23 protein-coding genes are annotated in these 23290 nt (G+C 66.7%); 14 read left to right on the top strand and 9 right to left on the bottom strand.

Annotated features, from left to right (window positions below):
* The first annotated feature begins 33 nt into the window (after positions 1 to 33).
* Both ABD768_RS41840 and ligD read left to right on the top strand, forming a co-directional pair.
* Positions 34 to 2010 (top strand): ATP-dependent DNA helicase, encoded by a 1977-nt coding sequence (locus ABD768_RS41840; protein ID WP_343983956.1) that lies wholly within the window; start codon positions 34 to 36, stop codon positions 2008 to 2010.
* Positions 2011 to 2046: 36 nt separating this feature from the next.
* Positions 2047 to 2985: a non-homologous end-joining DNA ligase gene (gene ligD, locus ABD768_RS41835; protein ID WP_343983954.1), complete on the top strand. Its 939-nt coding sequence runs from the start codon at positions 2047 to 2049 to the stop codon at positions 2983 to 2985.
* On the opposite strand, the gene ABD768_RS41830 is transcribed toward ligD, so the two are convergent.
* The 3 genes from ABD768_RS41830 to lexA all read right to left on the bottom strand — a co-directional run bounded on the left by ABD768_RS41830 (position 2982) and on the right by lexA (position 6850).
* The gene (locus ABD768_RS41830) at positions 2982 to 5270 is read right to left on the bottom strand and encodes a hypothetical protein (protein WP_344850368.1); all 2289 of its coding nucleotides are present in this window, start codon (positions 5268 to 5270) and stop codon (positions 2982 to 2984) included. The two genes, ligD and ABD768_RS41830, sit on opposite strands and share 4 nt — an antisense overlap.
* A 245-nt stretch (positions 5271 to 5515) precedes the next feature.
* Positions 5516 to 6028: a glutathione peroxidase gene (locus ABD768_RS41825; RefSeq protein WP_343983912.1), complete on the bottom strand. Its 513-nt coding sequence runs from the start codon at positions 6026 to 6028 to the stop codon at positions 5516 to 5518.
* Between the two features lie 48 nt (positions 6029 to 6076).
* Positions 6077 to 6850 (bottom strand): transcriptional repressor LexA, encoded by a 774-nt coding sequence (gene lexA, locus ABD768_RS41820; protein WP_343983910.1) that lies wholly within the window; start codon positions 6848 to 6850, stop codon positions 6077 to 6079.
* A 368-nt stretch (positions 6851 to 7218) separates the two neighbouring features.
* Here lexA and ABD768_RS41815 point away from each other — a divergent pair, with 368 nt between their 5' ends.
* Positions 7219 to 7737: a LysM peptidoglycan-binding domain-containing protein gene (locus tag ABD768_RS41815; protein ID WP_344850367.1), complete on the top strand. Its 519-nt coding sequence runs from the start codon at positions 7219 to 7221 to the stop codon at positions 7735 to 7737.
* A gap of 73 nt (positions 7738 to 7810) precedes the next feature.
* Positions 7811 to 8266: an SMI1/KNR4 family protein gene (locus ABD768_RS41810; RefSeq protein ID WP_344850365.1), complete on the top strand. Its 456-nt coding sequence runs from the start codon at positions 7811 to 7813 to the stop codon at positions 8264 to 8266.
* 12 nt (positions 8267 to 8278) lie between these two features.
* Here ABD768_RS41810 and ABD768_RS41805 read toward each other — a convergent pair whose 3' ends face one another.
* From ABD768_RS41805 to ABD768_RS41795, 3 genes are all read right to left on the bottom strand, one after another.
* Positions 8279 to 9436 carry a serine hydrolase domain-containing protein gene (locus ABD768_RS41805; RefSeq protein ID WP_344850363.1) on the bottom strand — a complete coding sequence of 386 codons (1158 nt, stop codon included), beginning with the start codon at positions 9434 to 9436 and terminating at the stop codon, positions 8279 to 8281.
* 109 nt (positions 9437 to 9545) lie between these two features.
* Positions 9546 to 10871: a Gfo/Idh/MocA family protein gene (locus ABD768_RS41800; protein WP_344850361.1), complete on the bottom strand. Its 1326-nt coding sequence runs from the start codon at positions 10869 to 10871 to the stop codon at positions 9546 to 9548.
* 91 nt (positions 10872 to 10962) lie between these two features.
* Entirely contained in the window at positions 10963 to 11913 is a 951-nt protein-coding gene (locus tag ABD768_RS41795) for a nucleoside hydrolase (protein ID WP_344850359.1), read from the bottom strand.
* Between the two features lie 326 nt (positions 11914 to 12239).
* On the opposite strand from ABD768_RS41795, the gene nrdR reads away from it, so the two are divergent.
* From nrdR to ABD768_RS41775, 4 genes are all read left to right on the top strand, one after another.
* Positions 12240 to 12719 (top strand): transcriptional regulator NrdR, encoded by a 480-nt coding sequence (gene nrdR / locus ABD768_RS41790; RefSeq protein ID WP_328326125.1) that lies wholly within the window; start codon positions 12240 to 12242, stop codon positions 12717 to 12719.
* A 122-nt stretch (positions 12720 to 12841) separates the two neighbouring features.
* Positions 12842 to 15748, top strand: a complete 2907-nt coding sequence (locus ABD768_RS41785; protein ID WP_343983900.1) for a vitamin B12-dependent ribonucleotide reductase — start codon at positions 12842 to 12844, stop codon at positions 15746 to 15748.
* Between the two features lie 3 nt (positions 15749 to 15751).
* Positions 15752 to 16132, top strand: coding sequence for a DUF2188 domain-containing protein (locus ABD768_RS41780; RefSeq protein WP_343983898.1), 381 nt, complete (start codon positions 15752 to 15754; stop codon positions 16130 to 16132).
* 204 nt (positions 16133 to 16336) lie between these two features.
* On the top strand, positions 16337 to 16762 hold the full coding sequence (locus ABD768_RS41775) for a hypothetical protein (RefSeq protein ID WP_343983896.1): 426 nt from the start codon (positions 16337 to 16339) through the stop codon (positions 16760 to 16762).
* A 36-nt stretch (positions 16763 to 16798) separates the two neighbouring features.
* On the opposite strand, the gene ABD768_RS41770 is transcribed toward ABD768_RS41775, so the two are convergent.
* Positions 16799 to 17629, bottom strand: a complete 831-nt coding sequence (locus ABD768_RS41770) for an aldo/keto reductase (protein ID WP_344850355.1) — start codon at positions 17627 to 17629, stop codon at positions 16799 to 16801.
* Between the two features lie 189 nt (positions 17630 to 17818).
* Here ABD768_RS41770 and ABD768_RS41765 point away from each other — a divergent pair, with 189 nt between their 5' ends.
* Positions 17819 to 18448 (top strand): hypothetical protein, encoded by a 630-nt coding sequence (locus ABD768_RS41765; protein ID WP_328326117.1) that lies wholly within the window; start codon positions 17819 to 17821, stop codon positions 18446 to 18448.
* A gap of 190 nt (positions 18449 to 18638) precedes the next feature.
* Positions 18639 to 19523 carry a hypothetical protein gene (locus ABD768_RS41760; protein WP_343983890.1) on the top strand — a complete coding sequence of 295 codons (885 nt, stop codon included), beginning with the start codon at positions 18639 to 18641 and terminating at the stop codon, positions 19521 to 19523.
* A 71-nt stretch (positions 19524 to 19594) separates the two neighbouring features.
* On the opposite strand, the gene ABD768_RS41755 is transcribed toward ABD768_RS41760, so the two are convergent.
* The gene (locus ABD768_RS41755) at positions 19595 to 19891 is read right to left on the bottom strand and encodes a hypothetical protein (RefSeq protein ID WP_343983887.1); all 297 of its coding nucleotides are present in this window, start codon (positions 19889 to 19891) and stop codon (positions 19595 to 19597) included.
* Positions 19892 to 20035: 144 nt separating this feature from the next.
* On the opposite strand from ABD768_RS41755, the gene ABD768_RS41750 reads away from it, so the two are divergent.
* Together ABD768_RS41750 and ABD768_RS41745 are read left to right on the top strand one after the other, a co-directional pair.
* On the top strand, positions 20036 to 20386 hold the full coding sequence (locus ABD768_RS41750; RefSeq protein ID WP_344850351.1) for a helix-turn-helix domain-containing protein: 351 nt from the start codon (positions 20036 to 20038) through the stop codon (positions 20384 to 20386).
* Positions 20383 to 20592, top strand: coding sequence for a KTSC domain-containing protein (locus tag ABD768_RS41745; protein WP_343983880.1), 210 nt, complete (start codon positions 20383 to 20385; stop codon positions 20590 to 20592). The genes ABD768_RS41750 and ABD768_RS41745 overlap by 4 nt, the downstream gene beginning before the upstream one ends.
* A gap of 6 nt (positions 20593 to 20598) precedes the next feature.
* Here ABD768_RS41745 and ABD768_RS41740 read toward each other — a convergent pair whose 3' ends face one another.
* Positions 20599 to 20922 (bottom strand): YciI family protein, encoded by a 324-nt coding sequence (locus ABD768_RS41740; RefSeq protein ID WP_343983877.1) that lies wholly within the window; start codon positions 20920 to 20922, stop codon positions 20599 to 20601.
* Between the two features lie 178 nt (positions 20923 to 21100).
* Between ABD768_RS41740 and ABD768_RS41735 the strand changes: the two genes are divergently transcribed.
* A complete protein-coding gene (locus ABD768_RS41735; protein WP_343983874.1) occupies positions 21101 to 21328 on the top strand; it encodes a hypothetical protein in 228 nt (75 codons plus the stop codon).
* Positions 21329 to 21432: 104 nt separating this feature from the next.
* Entirely contained in the window at positions 21433 to 22749 is a 1317-nt protein-coding gene (locus tag ABD768_RS41730) for a serine hydrolase domain-containing protein (protein ID WP_344850399.1), read from the top strand.
* Positions 22750 to 23290 lie beyond the last annotated feature (541 nt).

Here is a 23290-nt window from a genome sequence, read left to right as displayed (position 1 = left end):
GCGTGCGGCTAGGGTGATGCGGTGGGTGTAGATGTGCGGGAACTACTGGAGGCTGCGGTCTCCGCGATCGGCGGGCAGACGCGCCCGGGCCAGGTCGAGATGGCCGAAGCGGTGAACGGATCGATGCACGACGGATCGCATCTGCTCGTCCAGGCCGGGACCGGGACGGGCAAGTCGCTCGGCTATCTGGTGCCGGCCCTGATCCACGCGGTGGAGGACCGGCGGGTGGTCGTCTCGACGGCGACGCTGACGCTGCAGTCGCAGCTGGTCGACCGGGACGTGCCGGCTTTGCTCGACGCCACCGAGAAGCTGCTCCCGCGCAGGCCGTCGTACGCGATCCAGAAGGGCCGCAACAACTACGCCTGCCTGCACCGGATCCGCGAAGGCGCCCCCGACGACGACGGCATGCTGATCGATCTGCCGCCCGCGGGACCGGTCGGCCAGCAGGTGCTCGAGCTGCGCGACTGGGCCGAGCAGCAGCTGATCGACGGCGAGGCCGGCGACCGCGACCACGCGCCCTCGCATCAGTACCAGGCCTGGCAGCAGGTCGCGATCGCCGCCCGCGAGTGCCTCGGCGCGCAGAAGTGCCCGTACGGCGAGGAGTGCTTCGCCGAGAAGGCCAAGGAGCAGGCGCGCAAGGCCGACATCGTGATCACCAACCATGCACTGCTCTCGATCGACGCGTTCGAGAACCGCACGGTGCTGCCCGAGCACGACGTGGTGATCGTCGACGAGGCACACGAGCTGCCGGCCCGGGTCACCGGCGCGGCCGGGGACGAGCTCTCGCCACAGATGGTCGAGCGGGCCGCCAAGCGCGCCCGCCGGTTCATCGACGACGACAAGGCCGACGACCTGATCGACGCCTCCGATGCTCTGCGGGCGGCGCTCGACGAGACCCGCGAGGGCCGGATCGAGGCGGCCAACGGCGTAGTACTGGAGGCGGCAGCGCTGGTCCGCGATGCCGCCCGGTCGGTGTACTCCGATCTGAACAAGAAGTCCGACGACAAGGACGACGACCCCGACGGCGCGAAGCGGCAGTCCAAGGGCGCGGTCAAGGAGATCTTCGACGTCGCCGAGCGGGTCGCGGCGTTGAGCGACATGGACGTCGTCTGGATGGTCGATCGGGAACGATTCGGCCGCCAGCTGCAGATCGCCCCGCTCACCGTGGCGGGTCTGTTGCGTGAGCTGGTGCTGAAGGACCGGACCGTCGTGCTGACGTCGGCGACGCTCACCCTCGGCGGCGACTTCGACGCGATCGCCCGGCAGGTGGGGCTGCGGCCTTCGGACAAGCTCGCCGACGATGACGAGATGCCGTCGGTGGACACGGACTCGGAGACCGGGCCGCTGCCGTGGCGCGGGCTCGACGTCGGCTCGCCCTTCGAGTACGAGAAACAAGGCATTCTGTACGTCGCCAAGCACCTGCCGCCGCCGCATCGCGACGGGCTGGGCAAGAAGCAGTTCGAGGAGATCATCGACCTGATCACCGCCGCGGGCGGACGGACGCTCGGGCTGTTCTCCTCCCGTCGCGCGGCCGAGGCGGCGACGGCCGCGGTGCGCGAGGCGACCGATCTGAAGGTGCTCTGCCAGGGCGACGCGCAGCTGGGGGAGTTGTCGCGGGAGTTCGTGGACGACCCGGAGACGTCGCTGTTCGGCACGCTGTCGCTGTGGCAGGGGATCGACGTGCCGGGATCGACCTGCAACCTGGTGATCATCGACCGGGTGCCCTTCCCGCGACCCGACGAGCCGCTGATGGCGGCGCGGCAACGCGCTGTCGACGAGGCGGGTGGCAACGGCTTCATGGCAGTCGCGGCGACGCATGCCGCCTTGTTGCTCGCGCAGGGGACCGGCCGGCTGATCCGGCGTACTTCTGACCGAGGGGTGGTCGCGATTCTCGATCCGCGCATCGTTACCGCTCGATACGGTGGCTATCTGCGCGCCTCCTTGCCCCCGATGTGGCCGACCGCCGATCGTGAGAAGGTGCTCGGCGCCTTGAAGAGACTCCAGGACTGAGGCCGTATGGCCGGGACGGTTCCCCCTGTGCTGCCGATGATGGCGGCGCTGGGGACGATGCCGTCCGGGGCGGGCTGGTCGTACGAGATGAAGTGGGATGGCATCCGGGTGATCGCCGAGGTCGACGAGACCGGCTGCCGGTTGTGGTCGCGCAACAGCCGCGACGTGTCGGCGGGGTACCCGGAACTGCTCGGGCTGGCGCAGGCGCCGGGGTTGGAGCTGCCCGCGGTACTGGACGGTGAGATCGTCACCCTCGACGAGTCGGGGGCGCCGTCGTTCGGGTTGCTGCAGCGGCGGATGCATGTGCGCGATCCGCGTCAGCTGGCTCAGCTGATCAATCAGGTGCCGGTGTCGGTCCGGGTCTTCGACGTGCTGCGCTATGCGGGCGAGTCGTTGCTGGAGGCAACGTATGACGAGCGGCGCGGGCTGCTCGACTCGCTCGACCTCGGCGACCCGTTCTGGGAGATCCCGCCGGCGTACGACGATCCGGAGCAGGCGCTGGACCTGTCGGCCTCGCAAGGGCTCGAGGGAGTCGTGGCCAAGCGGCGCAAGTCGCGGTACCTGCCCGGCAAACGCAGCTCCGACTGGATCAAGATCAAGCCCGTGCACACCCGCGACGTCATTCTCTGCGGTTGGCATCCCGGCGAAGGCAACCGCGAGGGCAAGATCGGATCCCTGTACTGCGGCGCCTACGACGCGCCGGGTGGGGAGCTCGTGCTGATCGGCAAGGTCGGCTCCGGCCTCGACTTCGCGATGCTGGAGGTGCTGGGTGCCGAACTCGCCGCCCTCGAGATCGACACCCCGCCCTTTGACACCTCCACCATCCCGGCCGGCGACCGGCGGGCCGCGCACTGGCTCGACCCGCTCCTGGTCGCCGAGGTCACCTACTCCGGCTGGGCCGCCGACGGCCGCCTCCGCCACCCGGTCTGGCGAGGCCTCCGCCTCGACATCGACCCGGACTCCGTCGTTCGTTAGCGCCCGACGTCCGAGCGGTTGGCGGCTGTGAGTATGTCGTAGCCCTCGCCGTAGGTGATTGAGCCTGCTTCCACCAGCTGGCTTGCCTTGCTGCCGACTGCGGTGACATACGCCTTGTGGGTCGGCCAGTCGGCCTCGGCATCGGGTAGGTCGTCGATGAGGGTGCAGCCGTAGCGCAGGTTGCGGTTGACGACTCCACTGTCGACGTTGCCGGTCCACACGGTCGGCCTCAGATCCGAATGGGGACAGGGATCTGCCGGCGGCGTGTAGGACGCCAGGTTGGTCTGGTTCGTGTAGCCGTCCGGTCGGAGCAGCATGTAGTAGATGCCGGTCGGCGCCTGGGTCAGCCGGTACAGGCCACGATCGCGGATGACTGTCGCGGTGCCGCTCAGGCTGTCGATCATGAAGAGTCGGCTTCCCGTTACGGCGTACAGGTAGCCGTCCCGCCAGGACATCGCGCCATCCGCGGATCCGGTGCTGCCGTTGAAGACGGGGATCCGGCGGATGACCACACCTGTCGTCGGATCTGCGACGAAGACCGTGCCATCGGCCAGACCCCAGATGTTGCCGTCAGGCCCGATGCTCAGCTCGGTGATGCTGGCCGCGCCCGCGACCGGTACGACGTCCACGCTCACCGCACCGCTCGTCGGGTCGACCTTGACCAGGTGCGCCTCGGTGGTTCGCGGGTCCGTGCCTTGCCCGCTGTCGATGCTTGAGCCGGCCCAGACGATTGAGCCGAGCGGCAGTACCGAAGCGATCGTCTCGTCGTGGACGACGTTGCGGAAGACGGACAGGTGGCCGGTCGAGATGGTGTAGACGGACAGCGCGCCGCCGTACTCGCCGTACCCGGGAGTGGTGCCGAGGTAGACGCGATCGCCTTGCGGAACGACTGCTACGGGACGGTTCTGCAGATCACTGTCGACCAGTTGGAAGAGGATGCGTGGATTGGTCGGGCTCTCTGGGGCGTTCGGATTCCAGGCCGACAACTGGCCGTAGGGATAGACACCGACGTACAGGTTCTTGGTCGAATGCCAGTTCCACCCCTCGACCTGTCCCTGCCGTGCGGTCAGCGTCGCCCGCCCGGTCTTCGGGTCGTAGCTGGTCGTGGAGCCGTTGAGGAACGCGTTGACCAGGATCTTGCCGGTGACCGGGTCCGCGATCGTGTGCATCAGCGGCGCGCCGACGTACTGGAACGGCGACGTCCACTGATCCAGTACTCCGGTCTGCGGGTCGTACCGCCAGGTCCCGCCGGAGTAGTTGCCGCCCAAGCCGTAGAGCATCGGCTTGCCGTTGTCGGTGAACCAGCCGTAGCCGATCGCGGCACCGCGAGCCAGCCGGACACCGGACGGGACAGGCCCGACCGTGTTGGTCGCCGTGTCGTAGCGGATGAGCGCCATGTTGTTGGTGAAGTAGACGCCACCCGGGCCGACGTTGGAGACGCCGCGAGCGCTGAGCGGGTAGTCGGTGACTTGGCTGCCGGTCGCGGCGTCGGTGAAGGTGATCCGCTGCTGGGTCGCCGCGTCGATGACGATCAAGCGATTGCTGGCGTTGCCGAAGACCTTGCCGTCCACGTAGTCGAGGTCCTGGAAGTCCTTCGCCACCAGGTCCGGGGGAGTGACGTCCTGCTTGGCGCCGGTGGTGAGGTCGATGCGGATCAGCTTGGCGACCGGGGTCATCAGGCCGGCGTACAGGGCGTTGTGGTCCGGGTCGTAGACGGCGGCCCGGACGTACTGCTGCACCGGGTCGAGCGAGCCGTAGTCGGTGAACCGGTTGGTCGCCGGGTCGTACTTGAAGGCGTGGGCGTTCGGGAACGTCCCGGCGTAGACCGCGCCGTCGCGACCCGAGGTGAGGCCGTAGATGAACGTCTCGCCGCGGATCGGCTGGCCGAGATCGGTGACGGTGTGCGTGTCGGGGCGGTACCGGTAGAGGTGCGCGTTGGTGTAGCTGCCGACGTACACGCTGCCGTCGGTCGCGACGGTGATCGCCCACGCGCCGGCCGCGCCAGGTAGCGGGATGGCCCGGAGCAGTTCGCGGCTGTGGATGTCGACGACGTTGAGGGCCGCGTTCTCACCGGCCGGTACGGCGTACACGACGTCGCGGCCGTCGGGTTCGTGGCCGAACGCGCCCTCCATCACGGTCAGCGAGCTGAGCGGGGCGCCGAGGTTCTTGACGGGATCGGTCGGCGCCGCCCGCGCAGTGAGGGGGATGGCGGCGGCGGTGCTGAGGATGGCCAGTGTTGCGAACAGTTCGAGGGCGCGCTGAAGGGGGCGGCGGCGCGGAATCATGGCGGTTCTCCCTGCGACGGTTCCATCGACCATAAAGCGGTCTTGACCGGAACGTCTACAGGCTGCAGCCACCTATTTCGGACATGACCGTAAGGTTGCCCGAAGGGTCAGCCGGGCCCCGCCGCCAGCTGTTGTGTGTCAGCTTTTGGTTTGCAGTGCGACGGGGAATGACTCACTGTCGCAGACAAAAGAACGGCATCGATTCCAGACGTGGTCCGGAATCGATGCCAGCTACCGCCGGTGAATCAGTCGCCTGATTCGCGCCGGCTCGGAGCCGGCACCGCGAGCGCGGCCTCGATCTTGTCGGCCAGCTTCTCCGGCGTGGCGGTCGGCGCGTAGCGCGCGATCACTCCACCGTCGCGGCCGATCAGGAACTTGGTGAAGTTCCACTTGATCCGGCCCCCGAGCAGGCCGCCCTGCTCACGCTTCAGCCAGTTGTACAGCTCAAGCGTCTTGGAACCGTTCACGTCGATCTTGGCGAACATCGGGAAGGTGACGTGGTAGATCGTCGAACAGAAGTTCGCGATCTCGTTCTCGTCACCGGGTTCTTGGTGACCGAACTGGTCACAGGGGAATCCCAGCACCGAGAACCCTTGTCTGCGGTAGGTCTTGTAGAGCTTCTGGAGACCGGTGTACTGCGGCGTCTGACTGCATTGCGAGGCCGTGTTCACCACCAGGAGCACCTGGTCGCGGAAGTCGGAAAGAGACTGTTCATTGCCTTCGATCCGGGTGGCGCTGAAGTCATAGACAGTCGTCATAACTCAATCCTGACACGACACGCGCGACTCCGCGCGCCGTCTGAGATGTCAGACACGCCGCAGAACTGTTACGACCTTTCCGAGGATGACCGCGTCCTTGCCGTCGATCGGCTCGAAGGCCGGGTTGTGCGGCAGCAGCAGGATCTCGGTCGCGGTCTTCTTGAACGTCTTCACGGTCGCCTCACCGTCGATCATCGCGGCGACGATGTCACCGTTCTCCGCGGTCTGCTCCTGCCGGACGACGACCCAGTCGCCGTCGCAGATGGCCGCGTCGATCATCGACTCACCCTTGACCTTCAGCATGAACAAGGTGCCCTCGCCAACCATTGCCCTGGGCAACGGGAAGACCTCCTCGATGTCCTGCTCGGCGAGGATCGGGTTACCGGCGGCGATCTGGCCGACCACCGGGACGTAGACCGCGTCCGGGTGCGCGTCGCCGGCCCCGGTCTCGTCGTACGACGTCTGCCGGACGGCACCGACCGAGCCGCGGCGGGCCACGTCGGCGACCTCGTTGGGGTAGCGGACCTCGATCGCGCGCGGCCGGTTCGGGTCGCGGCGCAGCAGGCCCTTCTGCTCGAGCACCTTCAGCTGGTGGGAGACCGACGACGAACTGGTCAGGCCGACCTTCTCGCCGATCTCGCGCATCGACGGCGGGTAACCACGGCTGTCGACCGAATCGCGGATCACGTCCAGCACCCGGCGTTGGCGCGGGGTCAGACCGGTGGAGTCGGCGGGGCCGTCGGGCAGCTCGGAGACCGTCTTGGCGGCTGCTCCCGCGACAGGTCGATCGTCCTTGCTGGAACCGCTCGGCGTCCTGGCCATGGTCAGGCTTCTCCTCGGGTCGGGCCGGCGGTCGGGCACCGGCCAGGCTTTGTCGATTGAGAAGACCGTAGACCGAATCCTGAGATTCTTCAAACATCTGTTCGAAGGCGTGTCGGTTCGCACGTTTGTTCGCGTGTCAGGTTATAGGGCCTGCCGGGGCGGGAATTTCTCCGGCGTGTCCTGGTTGGAAATAGTTGCGAACCCCGGGTGGTTCGGTTAATCATTCGTACAGGCGTTCGATCGAACAGGTGTTCGGGTTGATCGAACGGGGCGGTCCGGCGGACCGCCCGGCGAAAACTGTCGGCGGTGGCCGGTAGACAGAGATCGACAGCAGGACACGAGGTCTGAACGAGGGTCTGGAGGATCCGATGAGCACTGCGGCACTGGCGTCAGGAGCCCTGACAACAGAGGTGACGACGCCTGAGGTGACCCAGGCGCCCGGCGAACCCCGCAGGCGCCGCCGGATCCCCGGCACCACCACCGAGCCCCTGCCCGTCCGAGCCTGCTCCGGCCCCGACCTCCTCCGCGAGCCCCGCCCGGCCGCCCGCACCACGCGCCGCACCACCTGGTCAGAAGACATCGAGCCCTCGGCCCTGCAACTGACCCGCCGAGGCAGACTCCTCCTGACCACGCTCTCGGTCCTGATCTTCGGCGCCGCAGTAGCAGTCCTGGGCCTCCGCGTAGCCGGCGTCCTGGACCCCCACCCGACTTTCGACCACACCATCCAGGTCCAGGTAGGCGCCGGCCAGTCCCTCTGGTCCATAGCCCAAGAAACCAACCCCACCGAAGACCCGGCCCTGATGGTCGAAAAGATCGCCGACCTCAACAACTTGAACAACGCCGCCGACGTAATCCCCGGCCAAACCCTGCAGATCCCGGTCCGCTGACCTCGCCCACCGCCACGACGGCGGTGGCCGGCTAGCGCCACCGTTTGACCCGGCCATCGGCGACGCTCTTGGGGTGAGCGAATTCGACGAGGTCCTGCGGCTCATCGCCGAGCAAGATCCTCCGCTGGACGACGGCCGACCGCCCACCGGAGCCACGCCCACCGACTTGCGGCACCTCCGCGACGACCTCGGTTTCGACCTCCCCGAGTCCCTCACTCGCTGGCTCTCCACCTGCAACGGCAGCTTCGCCGGCCAGGGCGGCCTGTTCGGCGCCAACCTCGCCGGCCCCCGGGAATTCCTCGATATCTCCTCGTATGTCGCCCTGAGACCCAGTTGGCGCCACCACCGCTGGATCCCGGTAGCAGGAGACGGCTGCGGCGACTACTACATCCTCGACGCCAGCCGCTCACATTTCCCCGGCGATGTCATCTTCTTCGTCGATCAGTCCGACTACGACGCCCTCGACCACGCAGTCGCCTCGGACCTGCCAACCTTCCTGCGCCAATACCTACTGTCGTGGAACTCGTAGAACTGCGATCCGCTACTGGCAGAGGGCGGTGTCTACTGCGTCTTCTACGTGGGTGGCTGTTTGCAGGGTGGTGGGGAGGGTGGTTACTGCGATGGTTGCCTGGCGGCCGTCGGGGGTGATGGCGTTGCGGGTTTCGTAGCCGGGGGCGTCGCCGCCGTGGCTCCAGGCGAAGCCGCCGCAGGAGAGTGTGAAGGTCTGGATTCCCAGGCCGTAGCGGGAAGCGCCGCGAGGGCCGGCGTCGGGGGCCTCGACCGTGGTGAGCATCTGGTCGAGTTGTGCGGGCGGGAGGAGCTTGCCGCCGATGAGGGCGGCGAAGAAGCGGTTCAGGTCGCTCGGGGTGGAGATCAGCGCGCCGGCGGCCCACGCCATCGACGGCTCTTGTTCCGTGACGTCGACGAGAGGTCTGCCGGGCGCGGTCAGCCAGTAGCCCTTGGGGTGGCGTTCGCGGATCGTCTGATCGCCGGTGGCCGGCCAGTACGTGTGCTTGAGACCGATCCGGTCGATCACCCGCTTGGTGATCTCCTCGCCGAGCGGCCGTCCGGTGACCTTCTGCACCATCAGGCCCAAGATGATGTAGTTGGTGTTGCTGTAACTCCACTCGGTGCCGGGTGCGGAGGCAGCTCCATGGGCCAGCGCCAGATCGAGGAGTTGCCGCGGCTCGAAGTACGTGTGCTGGACCGGCAGATAGTCGGCGGCGACATCCTGGTCGTAGTCGGGGAGACCGCTGGTGTGCTGCAGCAACTGGCGCACGGTGATGTTGTGACCATCGATCCCCTTGCCGCGAACCAGGCCGGGCAGGTACTTCTCGATCGGCTGATCGAGCTCGACCTCGCCTTCGCCGACCAGCTGCAGCACAACGGTGGCGACGAAGGTCTTGGTGTTGCTGGCAATCCTGACCTGACCATCGACAGGCATCTTCGCCTGGGTCTTCAGATCCGCGACACCCGCCGTGTAATTGCGGCTCCGGCCATCACGATCCCGTACGGCGGCCAGCACACCGGGGAACTTGTCGTCCTTGACCAACCGGTTCAGCCCCTGCTGCACGACATCACCGGACCTCGACGCGACAAGGTTGCTATCGGCAACGGCCGGCGGTGAGGCGGTGACGACGGCGGCCGTCAGCAGGCTGACTGTGACCGTGGCGGCGAGCGTAGTGCGAGAGAAAGACATAGCGTCACTTTCTGTTGGGCCGAATTGCGTGCCCCAACAGCTTGGTCAGTGTGACCGGCTCGAACGATCCCGCAGCCTGCACGTTCACAGGTAGAGCAGGCGGTACCAATCAGCCCAGCAGCGACGACACCTGTACTACCTGGCCGGTTTCAAAAGATCGGTTGGCGGCCAGGCCGACGAGCAGCGACCGGGCGCCGTCGTGGTGGTCCGCGCCGCGGCCGAGCGGATCCTCAACCGGGTCGCCGAAGAGCGATTCGAGGAGTCGGGCGTCGCCACCGCCGTGCCCTTGGCCAAGCTCGCCGTGCAGCAAGGTCTGCGGTGGCTCCCACAAAGGATGGAGCGTCAACAGCGCCTCGGTCTCGCCAGGCTTCGCGTCGCCGTGCTGTACGGCAGTCGCGTACTGCTGCCCCTCCGGCGGAGTCGCAAACGTGTTCTCCCGGACCAGCAACTCCAACCGCCCGGCGCTCCCGTTGAACCCGATCCGGTAACCCTCCCACGGCGAATAAGCCGTCAGGTGATAGCTCAAAGAAGCACCGGTCGAGTACCTGACCAGCACCGCCATGTCGTCCTCGATCGTGATCCCGGGCGCGAAAACGTTCTGATCCCGGTGATAGCCGTCCTCATGCTCGGCCTCCAGATAAAGCTCCCGCAACTGCGCCGAATCAGCGAGCTTGATCGCAAACGGATCGTCCGCCGCAGCCGCCGCCCCAGCGGCCCGCTCGTAATCCCGCGCCAGCCCACGCTTCTTCCCGTTCACGTCCCCGTAGAAGAACAGCTTCCCGTCCGCGAACACCGTCACCGGTTCCGCGCCGATCCACCAGTTCACCAGGTCGAAGTGATGCGTCGCCTTGTGCACCATCAATCCACCGGCGTTCGCCTTGTCGCGATGCCAGCGCCGGAAGTAGTCGGCCCCGTGCCGAACATCCAGCAACCATTCGAAATGGACCGACCCGATCTCGCCGATCGCCCCCGACGCGAGCACCTCGCGGACCTTCTCGTGCACCGGGTTGTAGCGATAGTTGAACGCCACCCGGACGGATCCCGGCGCAATCTCCGCGGCCGCGAGAATCCGCCGGCAACGCTCCGGATCCATCGTCATCGGCTTCTCGGTGATCACATCCAACCCCGCCTCGAGGGCGGTCACGATGTAGTCGTCGTGAGTCCGATCCATCGACGTCACCACAACGGTGCCGACCCGCTGCTCGGTCAGCATCCGCGCGAAATCACCGGCCTCGTACTGCGGAACCGCCGCCGCCCCGAACTTCTCCGCCAGCCACCGGTTGTGCACCGCCATCCGGGTCTGGTTCACGTCACAGAATCCGACCAATTGAGCGCGGTCGGCGTACGGCCCGGCCAGCGCGTTCACGAAGGTCTGCGCCCGGGCCCCCAATCCGACCACGGCGTACCGGCGACGTTCCTGAGCGGCTGCGGACACGAAAGACTCCTCGTGAGATCGGCGCTGGCAAACGCTTGCCATGCAATCACGGCCGCTTTGTCAGTACAACCTGCTGTCCGAAACCGGACGGCTAACGCACCGTCGCCAGCCACAGGTCGGCATACCGCCGGCCATCCACCGCAGTGGCAACCTGTACCACCGGTGGCGCCGCCCCGAACGGGTCGATGGTCAAATCACCCGACCAATCCCGCGTATCGACGACCGTGCGCCCCCGGGACCAACTACCGGATAGCTCGACCCGCACCGGAAATGCCTGAGTCGTGAGCCCCTCAGGATCGATCACCGCACAAACCGCACCGCCGTCGCCAATGCTCGCGCCGTCCGACTTGTACAACTCACTCCGCTTCTCGATCAGCCGCCGCGCCAACTCGGCCGATTGCGACCCACCCAGCGCTTTCGCCTCGTCCAACGCGATCACCACGTCGTAAAAGACGTCCAGCCCGTACATGGTCAGCGGAATGCCCAGCTCGCCGGCCGCGGCCAGTGTGATCGCCGCGGCCTCGGGGTCGGTCCAGATGTTGAACTCCGCCGACGCGGTCGCATTACCGATCCCCGCGGCGCCACCCATGAACACGATCTCGCGCAATCCCGCGGCCGCTTCCGGATAGGTCCGCAGCAGCAAGGCGATGTTCGTCATCGGCGCCAGCGGAATCAAAGTCACCAACTCGCCCGTCCGGGCGCCCTCCAGCAGCGCGTCGCGAAGAAGCTCCACAGCGTGCCGCGCGTCCGGAGTACGGACCGATCGAGGCCAGTCGAGGTCGCCGAGCCCGTCGGCGCCATGGACATGCGGTGCGGTCCGGACCGGTTGCAACAGGGGGAGCGCGGCCCCGCGACCGACCGGTACGTCCGGGCGGCCCGCCGCGTCGAGCACCGTCAGCGTGTTGACGACGACCTGGTCGAGCCCGACGTTGCCGCCGACGCAGGTCACCGCTTTGAGGTCGAGCTCCGGGTGGCGGGCGGCGAGGAGGAGCGCGCAGGCGTCGTCCAGTCCGGTGTCGACATCGAGGATGACGGGTCTCATGCGCTCCATCCTCACCCATCCCGCCGGCCGGATCGCAGCCGGTCCGGGCGGCGCATTTTGCTCCTCGAAAGGGTCTTCACGGCGGCGCCACGCGGGAGTACACGGGCCCGTGCGGGTGTTGGAACAAGGAGACGCGCGCGAGATCCGGACGTTCTTGCAAACTGTCGGAGGCCGGACGTAGCATCCCTAGATGTAGTAGTTACACCCCTGTAAGTCATCCACAGGTAGTGGTTGGTTACCCACAGGTCGTACACAAGTTGTCCCCAGCTGATCCACAGTTTCATCCCCAGGCAGGGGGTGAACGCTCACGGGAGGAGTGGTTCGCCATGCATTGTCCCTACTGCCGGCACGTGGACTCCCGGGTGGTCGACAGCCGGGTCGCCGAGGACGGCGGAGCGATCCGCCGCCGGCGGCAGTGCCCGGTCTGCGAGAAGCGGTTCACCACCGTCGAGCAGATGCAGCTCACGGTCGTGAAGCGCTCCGGCGCCACCGAACCGTTCAGCCGGGAGAAAGTGATCAGAGGAGTCGGCAAGGCCTGCAAGGGCCGGCCCGTCACCGTGGACGCCCTGGCCCGGCTGGGCCAGCAGGTCGAGGACACGTTGAAGGGCAGTGGCTCGCCGGAGGTGCCGGCCAACGAGGTCGGGCTGGCCATCCTCGGGCCGCTGCGAGAGCTGGACGAGGTCGCGTACCTGCGCTTCGCCAGCGTCTACCGGCAGTTCGAGTCCGCCGACGACTTCGAGACGGAGATCGCGTTGCTGAGGGCCGAGAAGGAGCCCGAGGGCACCGAGCCGTCGATACAGACATAAATCGGGGAATCAGCAGTACCAGCGGCACCCGCAGTACAGCGACACCGAAGTACACAGCAGCACGAAGCGGTATCAACGGGGCGGTCCCGACAGACCGCGACATTGACAGGCGAGGAGCCAACATGACAGAGACGGTGACCGGCCATTCGGGGTCGACCAAGAGGTCGACGGCCGGGTTCCGCAGGGCCAAGAACGCGCCCGCGGGACTCACCATCGATCGCATCTTCACCACCGAGGGTGTGCACCCGTACGACGACGTGACGTGGGAGCGCCGCGACGTCGTACAGCAGAACTGGAAGACCGGCGAGACCGTCTTCGAGCAGCGCGGGGTCGAGTTCCCCGACTACTGGAGCGTGAACGCCTCCACCATCGTCACCACCAAGTACTTCCGTGGCGCCGTCGGCCACGACAACCGGGAGTGGAGCCTCAAGCAGCTGCTCGACCGGGTCGTGAAGACCTACCGCAAGGCCGGTGAGGACCACGGCTACTTCGCCACCCCGGCCGACGCCGAGGTGTTCGAGCACGAGCTCACCTGGATGCTGCTGCACCAGTACTTCAGCTTCAACTCGCCGGTCTGGTTCAACGTCGGGACCACCTCCCCGCAGCAGGTGTCGGCCTGCTTCATCCTCGCCGTCGACGACTCGATGGACTCGATCCTGAACTGGTACAAGGAAGAGGGCCTGATCTTCAAGGGCGGCTCCGGCGCCGGCCTGAACCTGTCCCGGATCCGCTCGTCGAAGGAGCTGCTGCAGTCCTCCGGCGGGACCGCCTCCGGCCCGGTCAGCTTCATGCGCGGCGCGGACGCGTCGGCAGGCACGATCAAGTCCGGTGGCGCCACCCGCCGCGCGGCCAAGATGGTCGTGCTCGATGTCGACCACCCCGACATCGAGGAGTTCGTCGAGACCAAGATGCGCGAGGAGGACAAGATCCGCGTCCTCCGCGACGCCGGCTACGACATGGACCTCGGCGGCCGCGACATCACCTCGGTGCAGTACCAGAACGCGAACAACTCGGTCCGGGTGACGGACGAGTTCATGCGCGCGGTCGAGGAGAAGGGCGAGTTCGGGCTGCGGGCGCGGATCGACAACTCGATCATCGAGACCGTCGACGCGCGTGAGCTGTTCGACAAGATCAGCCACGCCGCGTGGGCCTGCGCCGACCCGGGCATCCAGTACGACGACACCATCAACGACTGGCACACCACTCCCGAGACGGGCCGGATCACCGCGTCCAACCCCTGCTCGGAGTACATGCACCTGGACAACTCGTCCTGCAACCTGGCGTCGCTGAACCTGATGAAGTTCCTCAAGGACGACGACACCTTCGACTCGGCCAACTTCGTCAAGGCCGTCGAGCTGATCATCACCGCGATGGACATCTCGATCTGCTTCGCCGACTTCCCGACCGAGGCGATCGGCGACACCACCCGCGCCTACCGCCAGCTCGGCATCGGCTACGCCAACCTCGGCGCGCTGCTGATGGCGACCGGGCACGCCTACGACTCCGACGGTGGTCGCGCACTGGCGGGCGCTATCACCTCGCTGATGACCGGTACGTCGTACAAGCGCTCCGCCGAGCTGGCCGGCATCGTCGGCCCGTACGACGGCTTCGAGCGGAACAAGGACGCGCACACCCGGGTGATGCGCAAGCACGCCGCGGCCAACGACGCGATCCGCACCGTGCACGAGATCGACGCCGACGTGCACAAGCACGCGACGGCCGCCTGGGAGGGCGTGCTGAAGGTCGGCACCCGTAACGGCTGGCGCAACGCGCAGGCCTCGGTGCTCGCGCCGACCGGCACGATCGGCTTCATGATGGACTGCGACACGACCGGCATCGAGCCGGACTTCTCGCTGGTCAAGTTCAAGAAGCTGGTCGGCGGCGGCTCGATGCAGATCGTCAACCAGACGGTGCCGCGGGCGCTGCGGCTGCACGGCTACACCGAGGAGACGATCGAGGCGATCGTCGAGTACATCTCGGAGCACGGTCACGTCGTCGACGCGCCGGGCCTGAAGACCGAGCACTACTCGATCTTCGACACCGCGATGGGCGAGCGCGCGATCAAGCCGATGGGCCACGTGCGGATGATGGCGGCGGCCCAGCCGTTCCTGTCCGGCGCGATCTCGAAGACGGTCAACCTGCCGGAGACCGCGACGGTCGAGGAGATCGCCGACGTCTACTTCCAGGGCTGGAAGCTCGGCCTGAAGGCGCTGGCCGTCTACCGCGACAACTGCAAGGTCGGCCAGCCGCTGTCGGACTCCAAGTCCGCCAAGGCCACCGCCGACGCCGCCGCGGCCGAGCCTGTCGTCGAGAAGATCGTCGAGTACCGGCCGATCCGCAAGCGTCTGCCGAAGTCGCGTCCGTCGCGCACCACCTCCTTCAGCGTCGGCGGCGCCGAGGGCTACATGACGGCCGGCTCGTACCCCGACGACGGTCTGGGCGAGGTGTTCCTGAAGATGGGCAAGCAGGGCTCGACGCTTGCCGGTGTGATGGACGCCTTCTCGATCGCGATCTCGATCGCCCTGCAGCACGGGGTGCCGCTGGAGACGTACGTCCAGAAGTTCACCAACCTGAAGTTCGAGCCGGCCGGTCTGACCGACGACCCGGACGTCCGGATGGCGCAGTCGATCATGGACTACATCTTCCGCCGGCTGGCGCTGGACCACCTGTCCTTCGACGAGCGCTCGGCCCTCGGCATCTACTCCGCCGAGGAGCGCTCCCGCCAGCTCGACACCGGCTCCTACGAGCCGACCCCGGTCGAGGTGTCGGAGCCCGAGTCGCTGAAGTCCGTCGAGCCGGTCGCGGAGGTCGAGGCCGCCACCGAGAAGGTCGAGCTCCACGACGCCTCGATCGACGCCGCGGCAGCCAAGCCCGCCTCGGCCGAGGTCCGCACCACCGCCGAGATGTTCGAACTGATCACCGGCACCTCGGTGGACGCACCCCTGTGCTTCACCTGCGGCACCAAGATGCGCCCCTCCGGCTCCTGCTACGTCTGCGAAGGCTGCGGCTCCACCTCGGGTTGCAGCTGACCAATGTGCCGCCTCGTCGGCGGCTCTGAGGCTTGCCAGCCGTCCATCGAAGACCGAAAAGAACGCCTGAAACATTCGATGGACGGCTCGGAAGCTGGATACAGAGTTGGTGTGCCGGGCGACCGGTTGGCACAAGGAGTGGTAATGACGAAGCCAAACAAGCGGATTGTGCAGCCACGGCCTGACGGGCAGTGGGAGGTTAGGAAGCCTGGCGCTGACCGCGCTAGCGCGGTGACCAGTACTCAAGGGCAGGGGATCGATCGGGCTCGCGAGATTCTGTCCGGCGACGGTGGTGGCGAAATGCAGGTTCGCGGACGGAACGGTCAGATCCGTCGTCAAGACACGATCGACCCAGGTAACGACCCTAGGAGCAGCAAAGGCTGATTTGGTGCTGCAGCCGCTGCGGGCTGCCCCCAGTTGAGAGCGCCACGGCCCCCGGGAACTTCCCACTTCCCCCGGGGGCCGCAGCGCGTCCGGTGGCAGGTAGTGGGCAGGTTCCGGTTCTGGCCAGTGGATTCTGGTTGTTCGGGGCTGTTTGGTGCCTAGGATCGCGGTCGATCCAGACCGTCGTCCTCAGGAGCCGCCTCGATGTCCACAACTCTTCGACGTACGTCGGCTGCGCTCGCCGCCGCTGGGGTGCTGGTCGCAGCAGCGCTCACCGCTGCGCCGGCGTACGCCAACACCATGGCCAACTGCTACGCCCATCCGTCCAAGGAGCTGGTGAACTCGCGGCTCAGCGGCGCGATCTACTGCACCGACGGCGAGTGGCTCGGCGTGCACGACGATCAGGCCGACGGTTACAGCGCCCGCGCGGCGATTCAGCTGTACCAGAGCCAGGTCGGCTTCTGGTACGACGCGCACGAATGCTTCGACGACACCTCGGTCGCCGACTACCAGGGCTGGTCCTTCTGCAACTTCTCCGTCCCCGACGGCACCCTGGTCCGCATCCGGCTCTGGTCTTCGAAGAACGGCGTCGAGTCGTACCCGGTCGTCACCGGCTCTTTCACCACCTGAGCCGGCTCTTCCGGCTGTAGCGCAGGCCGTAGCCGATCAGTGGCCGAATCGGTCGCTGTCGGCCGCGGTGCTGCCGGTACCGTCCAGGGCTGCCAAGGCGGCCAGTTCGGCGTCGGTGAGTTCGAAGTCGAAGACGGCGAGGTTTTGCTCGAGGCGTTCGCGGTTGGCCGACTTAGGGATCGGTACTACGTTCTGCTGCGTTTCCCACCGGAGTACGACCTGGCCGGGCGTCTTGTCGTGGGCCTTGGCGGCTGCCGTGACGGCGGGGTGGTCCAGGAGGTCGGTGCCCTTGCCGAGTGGGCTCCAGGCCTCGGTGACGATGTTGTGCGTCGCGTGGAACTCCCGCTCAGCCTGCTTGGCCCACATCGGGCTCAGCTGGATCTGGTTGACCTCGGGGGCAACGCCGGTCTCGTCGATCAGTCGCTGCAGGTGGGCCGGCTTGAAGTTCGACGTTCCGATGGCTCGTACCAGCCCGGCTTCACGCAGCTCGATCAGGCCGCGCCAGGCGTCGACGTACTGGTCCTGGTCCGGGTTCGGCCAGTGGATCAGGAGCAGGTCGAGGTACTCGAGTCCGAGCTTGTCCGCACTCGCCTCGAACGCGGTCCGGGCACCCTCCACGCTGTGCCAGCGCTTGTTGAACTTGGAGGTGACGAAGAGTTCCTCCCGCGCCACCCCGGACGACTTCAGCGCGCGTCCGACGCCGACCTCGTTGCGGTAGTTCTCCGCGGTGTCGATCAGCCGGTACCCGACCTCGAGCGCCTGTACTACGGCGCGTTCCGCGTCGGCGTCGTTCATCGGGGAGGTCCCCAGCCCGACCCGCGGCAGCACCGCTCCGTTGCTCAGAGTGACGGTTGGAACGCTGATCATCGATCCTCCTGACAGGCCGCGGCTATCTCGTGAACACCGTATCCAAGGCCGTCAGCAACCCCTTTCCCAGGCCCGGATCCGGGCAGTTCGGGCGGCCGCGACTGAGAGCCGAGACGCGGGCAGCGGATTGTCGGTGGGCTGGGTCATCATGGGGTTCGGCGGGACCGGAAAGCATGTGAGGGGTGGGCGATGAAGAACAGACTGATCACGCTGGTGGACCTCGGCCTGGACAGCTCCTTCGACGCCTCGATGACGTTCGTCCAGGGCATCACCAGCAACATCAACGCCGGCTGGAACAGTCCGGTGATCGACGTGAACTTCGTCCGCACCCGCGATCACGAGACCGCCTTCTCGGCGCTCACCACCCCGTCGACGGTGCTGCACGTGATGGCACACGGTGACCACAGTGACGAACCGTCGTTCCTGTCCACCGACGGCCAGACCCAGGTCTCCCTGACCGCGCTGGCCGACTGGTTCCTGGACCGCTCCTGGGGCATCGCCAGCGGCGTCGTCATCGCCGACGGCTGCAAAACCGGTATCGGCAAGTGGCAACGCGCCATCCGCGACTGCCTCCAGGACGACATCACCTACATCGGCACCAGCACGGTCATCGGCTGGTACGAAGCCACCGTCTTCTGCTCCGCCTTCTACGGCGCCCTGATCCGCAACCGAGGCCTCGGCAAAAGCCCCGCCGAGCAAGGCTGGGACGCCGCCAACCGAGCCATCAGCGCCTACGAAACCCTCACCGACGCCCGCTGCCCCTACAAACCGGTCCTCCTGACCCCCAGCCGCCGAGCCCTCCGCTCCCTGGCCGGCTGACCCACCCACCGATACCGCCCTTGGTGGCGACACGCTTTGCGTGGCTACGGTGTGTGATGCGTGGCAGACTCTTTGTGGCTCTGGTGATGTGAGGTGATCAGCGCGGGGGTGAAAGGCGCGTAGCCGTGGCGAGAATCGGGCACCTGCGGCAGTTCGGTCAAGGTAATCCGCTCAAACAAGGCGATCCTCGATGACGTCTACTCAGCGTGCTCTGCTGACAGCGGCTGCTGTGGTTGCTGTTTCCTTCCTCCTTGCGATGATTCTGGATCTGCCGGCCTGGGTGGACGCGCCGGTTTCTACGGTGGTGCTGGTCGGCCTGGCGGTCGTGTGGAAAGAGAAGAAGCCGACGCCGGTGGCGGCTCCTGCTCCACCCGCCCCGAAACCGGTGGATCGCGAACCTGTCTTCACCTCGCCGCCCACTCGCACCATCGCCGGAGTGCGGCTTCCGTCGGCGTCGCCTGACTACCAGTTCCAGTTCTCCGCGATCGTCCAGTGGTCGCCGGTGATCACCGGACTGCGGCACGCGGATCTCGGCAGTGTCGCCGTCGATGCCTTGCTCAGTAGGGCGAAGGCGTTGACGGCAACCCAGCAACCGTCCGAGGAGACGTTGAACCAGCACCGTCTCGCATCGCTGCTCGGCGAACCGGATATCGACGAGAAAGGCCAGGTCCGCACCTGGGCCACCGAGATCCGGCTCAAGCTGCCGGACGCCGACTTCAAGCACCTCCAGAACATCACCGCCCTTCAGCGCCGAGCGCAGACCCTGCTCCTGGAACGTCAACTGGAGCAGGACAAACGCGCCTATCTGCGCGACGACGTGCTGGCTACGCCGGGCTCGGCCGTCGTCTGGTGGCTGGCGAACAATCCCGGCGAGGTCGCTCAGTGCGTGGACCTGCTGGGCACACTCACCCGGTTGTCCGCGGCAGCCAACGACGTCCCGATCGAGACCCTCGAGCGCCGCTGGGACAGCGAGCACGGCCCGCTGGCGCTCGTAGTACCGGAACTGCCCGGGCTCAGCGACAAGGCGTCCGAGCAGGCTGAGGATCAAGGCGATCAGCCGTCCGGCCAAGGCTAGGGCTGAGGCCGATCCGTCTGGTCGGTAGGACCGGCGCCAGTACAGGGGAGACGCCGGCCCTACCGAGCTCATCAGTCGTCCATCCATCGGATCTCCGTCGCTCCGTCGTGCCCGTGGATGGTCAGCAGGGCGTCGATTCCGTCCTGCCAGACGGTGGTGGTCGGATAGCGACCACCCCAGTGCAGGGTGACGGTGCCGTCGGACCACTCCACACCCTCGGCGACGACGCCGGTGCCACTCACACCTGAGACATCGCGGTGCCGGAAGAGGTGGAATCGTCGCGGCCCGCCCGCCGCCGCGACCTTCAAGTGCCTTCGTGGCGGCGGTGGCCGGAGCATCGTCGCGGGTCTGCCGCTGATCTCGTCCATGGCGACAGTCAACGCTTCCGGGCAGCGCCCCACCATGAACCGAACCTGTATCCACAGGCCACCGAACGTGCACCCACGAGCTCACTCGATCGACGTAATCTGGTTGCACAGAGTGATCGAACACAAGCTGGGAGGAGCGGGCCGATGACAGTCATCGACCAGTGGACGGGTCGGCACGCACGCGCCCTGCAGGCGGCGATGCGATTGACCAGCGAGGCATTCGCCGAACACCTCGGCATCTCGCCACGCACAGTGGCCAAATGGCGAAGGCGTCCGGACATCGTCCCGAGCGCTCAACTCCAGGAGGCGCTGGACACGTCGCTGCGCCTCGCCTCACCGGAGGCCCAGACGAGATTCGCCGCGAGCGTCGGCGTACCGCAGACTGAGCAAGCTGCGCTGGACGACTCGATGGTCGACCAGTTGCACGCCGTCGCGGGGAAGCTGTCGCGGATCCTCGCGACGCTGCAGACAGCGGAGAAGGGGCAGAGTGGATGAGGCGTCGAGCGGTGACCTCGGCGAGCGTGAAGTCGGTGGGGTACGACCTGTCCAGCGGCACGCTCGAGCTGGAGTATGTGAACGGCAGCATCTACCAGTACTACGAAGTGCCGCAGCCGACGTACGCCGGCCTGCTCGCCGCCCCCAGCATCGGCAACTACGTCAACACCCAGATCAAGCCGTACTTCGAGTTCGCCGAGGTCTGACCCCGGCTACATCGGCAGGATCTCGAAGATCTCGACCGCGAACCGCCCCTTGCCCTCGGTCAGGAACGGGTGCCCGTCGAGCAGCGACCGGGCGGCCTCCAAGCTGTCGGCCTCGACGATCGTGTAGCCGTTCTGGTCACTCGGTTCGGCGGCCGAGCCGTCGTCTCGCACGGAAGCCCGGGGAGCCAGTGGATTGCCCTGGTCGACGATCGCCCCAGCGGCCTTGCCCATCCACTCGGTCCACAACTTCATCTGCTCCTCGCCCTGCTCCGCGGTGAAGTCCTCCATCGGGGTGGCCGGGCCGCGGTACAGGTACAGGTACTTGCTCATGGTGCTTCCCTTCTCTCCGGCCGGTACTGCCGTGCCGGCGGAACGCCCGTGGTGAGCGTGTATCTGACTGACGAGCGGCCCGCGCCGGAATCGACAGCGCCGGCCGACGTTTTCGCTGTGTCACCGGAGGGCACCAGAGGGTGGATCCACGGGGGTGTGCTCTTGCCAGGAGGTGGACATGCGCACTCGTAGAGCCTCTACGACTGGTTCTCGCGTCATCACGATCGTTGTGATCGTGTGGTTGTTGATCGGTCTGGCCGCGGCCGGCCAGCGAAGTTACTTCAAGAACGACAACGCCAGCTGCGCGAAGGTCGGCACGATCGTCGTCACGATCCTCGCCGGCCCGCTGAACTACATCGGTGCCAATCCGAAGATCGATTGCGACGCACCACAGCCGTCCCGCTGACCCACGCCGCGGCTGCGGATGCTCCGGCATCCGCGGCCGCGCTGTGTACGCCGCCCCGCTAGGCTCCGAAGCAACCGACTGGGGAGGCGACGGCGTTGGCGGACGTGCTGAGGGCTGAGATCGAGAAGGACCTGGAAGAGTTCAAGGTTCCAGGCGTCAGCTGGGCGGTGATCGACGACGGCGAGATCGTCGACCAGGGCAGCGCGGGCGTCATCGAGGCCGGCGGTGACGATCCTGTCACCGGCGACACGTTGTTCCAGGCGTGCTCGATCAGCAAGCCCGTCGCCGTCTTCGCGCTGCTGCAGCTGGTCGATCAAGGTCTGCTCGACCTCGACGAGGACGTCAATCAGCGACTCACGTCCTGGCAGATTCCGTCGACGGGCGAGTGGCGGCCGATCGTCACCTTGCGGCAGCTGGCGAGTCACAGCGCCGGCCTGACGGTGCCCGGTTTCCCGGGGTACCGCCAAGGCGCCGAGCTGCCGACGCCGGTACAGATCCTCGACGGGGTACGCCCGTCGAACACCTTCGGCGTCCACGTGGACCTCGTCCCCGGCACCCAGTTCCGGTACTCCGGTGGCGGAACCGTCGTCTTGCAGCAACTCCTCGAAGACGTCACCGGTACGCCGTTCCGCCAGCTCCTGCGCGAACTCGTCCTGGAACCGCTGGGCATGTCGAGTAGCGACTACGCGCAACCACTGCCCGAGGAGCTCCACCACCGCGCGGCGACGGCGCATGACGAGCTCGGACGTCCGGTACCTGGCCGATGGCACTCGTATCCCGAGCTGGCCGCCGCCGGTCTCTGGACCACTTCGAACGATCTCGCCGCCTTCGCGCACGGGGTACGCGACGCGTATCTGGGTGCACCAGGCGCTCTCATCTCGCAGGAGCGGGCGCGGGACATGCTCACCCCGCAGATCACCATCGCCGACCCATGGGACGCGATGGAGGCGCTGGGGCTCGGAGCGTTCCTGGGCGATGGCGGCAGGCGCTTCGGGCACGGGGGATCGAACAAGGGCTTCAAGTGCTACCTGGTCGCGTACCGGGATACAGGTCAAGGCGCTGCCGTCATGACCAATGGGGACAACGGGAGCTACCTGGTGGACCGGGCGATCGCACGGATCGCGGAGTCGTACGGATGGGAGGACTACCCGCTCGAGGTCAGTGACCGGAGTGAGGTCAGCGACGAGGAGCTCCAATCAGTCGCGGGGACATATCGCTTGGGGGACGGCCTGTCGTTGAAGGTGACCGTGGCGGACGGTGGACTCGAGGCCGTGTTCGGGCGACAGCCGGCACTGAGATTCGCCGCGAGGGGAGACGGCCGGTACGCCGCACGCTGGGTCGCGAGCGAGTTGCGGCTGACTGACGGCCGGCTGATCTTCGTCCAGGAGGGCGCGGAGATCGAGTGCTCGCGGGTTGGGTGAAGACCCGGGAATAGGTTCGTGGGGGAGTGGGTTACATCTGATGTCGTTCAGTGCAAGACCCCCGGGCCTCACACTTCGCCGCTTCGAGCGGCCACTCGCCGAGAGGCGTCTACTGGACGATGCAGTACTCGACGGTTGGGAGCCGGTACGCCGGCTCCCAACCGTTCGCTGTCACCGCCTTGAACGGCTGCGGCATCATGGTTTGCAAGGGTTCGGCCAAGGACCGGCCCCCGATTTGCATCTTCACCGTGAATCTCAGTAATGTTCTTCTTGTTGGAGCGAGTGCGGGACGCGAAAGCGGCCGGTCGCTCCGAACTCCCCGGAACTTCCTAGCAGCTGAAGCACGCCTCTGGCGGGTCTTCAGTCGCTGAGTCACGGAGAGGCTGGGACGAAAGAGGCCGATTTGACCGGCCGCGGACGAAACAGTAATGTTTGGCGGGTTGCCCCGGAGCTGAACTTGGAAGAGTGAAGCGCGGTGTGCGTCCGATTCTTGAGAACTCAACAGCGTGCCGAAAGTCAATGCCGAATTTGTTTTATCCCG

It is taken from the genome of Kribbella ginsengisoli (genome assembly GCF_039537185.1).
Taxonomy (GTDB): domain Bacteria; phylum Actinomycetota; class Actinomycetes; order Propionibacteriales; family Kribbellaceae; genus Kribbella; species Kribbella koreensis.
The sequence above is the reverse complement of the archived record's forward strand: the minus strand, read 5'-3'. Positions and strand labels throughout refer to the sequence as shown.

Bases quoted from the DNA above. Each gene is read 5' to 3' on its own strand.
- ligD (WP_343983954.1), top strand. From the start codon at position 2,047: ATGATGGCGGCGCTGGGGACGATGCCGTCCGGGGCGGGCTGGTCGTAC.
- ABD768_RS41830 (WP_344850368.1), bottom strand. From the start codon at position 5,270: ATGATTCCGCGCCGCCGCCCCCTTCAGCGCGCCCTCGAACTGTTCGCA.
- ABD768_RS41825 (WP_343983912.1), bottom strand. From the start codon at position 6,028: ATGACGACTGTCTATGACTTCAGCGCCACCCGGATCGAAGGCAATGAA.
- lexA (WP_343983910.1), bottom strand. From the start codon at position 6,850: ATGGCCAGGACGCCGAGCGGTTCCAGCAAGGACGATCGACCTGTCGCG.
- ABD768_RS41815 (WP_344850367.1), top strand. From the start codon at position 7,219: ATGAGCACTGCGGCACTGGCGTCAGGAGCCCTGACAACAGAGGTGACG.
- ABD768_RS41805 (WP_344850363.1), bottom strand. From the start codon at position 9,436: ATGTCTTTCTCTCGCACTACGCTCGCCGCCACGGTCACAGTCAGCCTG.
- ABD768_RS41795 (WP_344850359.1), bottom strand. From the start codon at position 11,913: ATGAGACCCGTCATCCTCGATGTCGACACCGGACTGGACGACGCCTGC.
- nrdR (WP_328326125.1), top strand. From the start codon at position 12,240: ATGCATTGTCCCTACTGCCGGCACGTGGACTCCCGGGTGGTCGACAGC.
- ABD768_RS41785 (WP_343983900.1), top strand. From the start codon at position 12,842: ATGACAGAGACGGTGACCGGCCATTCGGGGTCGACCAAGAGGTCGACG.
- ABD768_RS41780 (WP_343983898.1), top strand. From the start codon at position 15,752: ATGTGCCGCCTCGTCGGCGGCTCTGAGGCTTGCCAGCCGTCCATCGAA.
- ABD768_RS41775 (WP_343983896.1), top strand. From the start codon at position 16,337: ATGTCCACAACTCTTCGACGTACGTCGGCTGCGCTCGCCGCCGCTGGG.
- ABD768_RS41770 (WP_344850355.1), bottom strand. From the start codon at position 17,629: ATGATCAGCGTTCCAACCGTCACTCTGAGCAACGGAGCGGTGCTGCCG.
- ABD768_RS41765 (WP_328326117.1), top strand. From the start codon at position 17,819: ATGAAGAACAGACTGATCACGCTGGTGGACCTCGGCCTGGACAGCTCC.
- ABD768_RS41760 (WP_343983890.1), top strand. From the start codon at position 18,639: ATGACGTCTACTCAGCGTGCTCTGCTGACAGCGGCTGCTGTGGTTGCT.
- ABD768_RS41755 (WP_343983887.1), bottom strand. From the start codon at position 19,891: ATGGACGAGATCAGCGGCAGACCCGCGACGATGCTCCGGCCACCGCCG.
- ABD768_RS41750 (WP_344850351.1), top strand. From the start codon at position 20,036: ATGACAGTCATCGACCAGTGGACGGGTCGGCACGCACGCGCCCTGCAG.
- ABD768_RS41745 (WP_343983880.1), top strand. From the start codon at position 20,383: ATGAGGCGTCGAGCGGTGACCTCGGCGAGCGTGAAGTCGGTGGGGTAC.
- ABD768_RS41740 (WP_343983877.1), bottom strand. From the start codon at position 20,922: ATGAGCAAGTACCTGTACCTGTACCGCGGCCCGGCCACCCCGATGGAG.
- ABD768_RS41735 (WP_343983874.1), top strand. From the start codon at position 21,101: ATGCGCACTCGTAGAGCCTCTACGACTGGTTCTCGCGTCATCACGATC.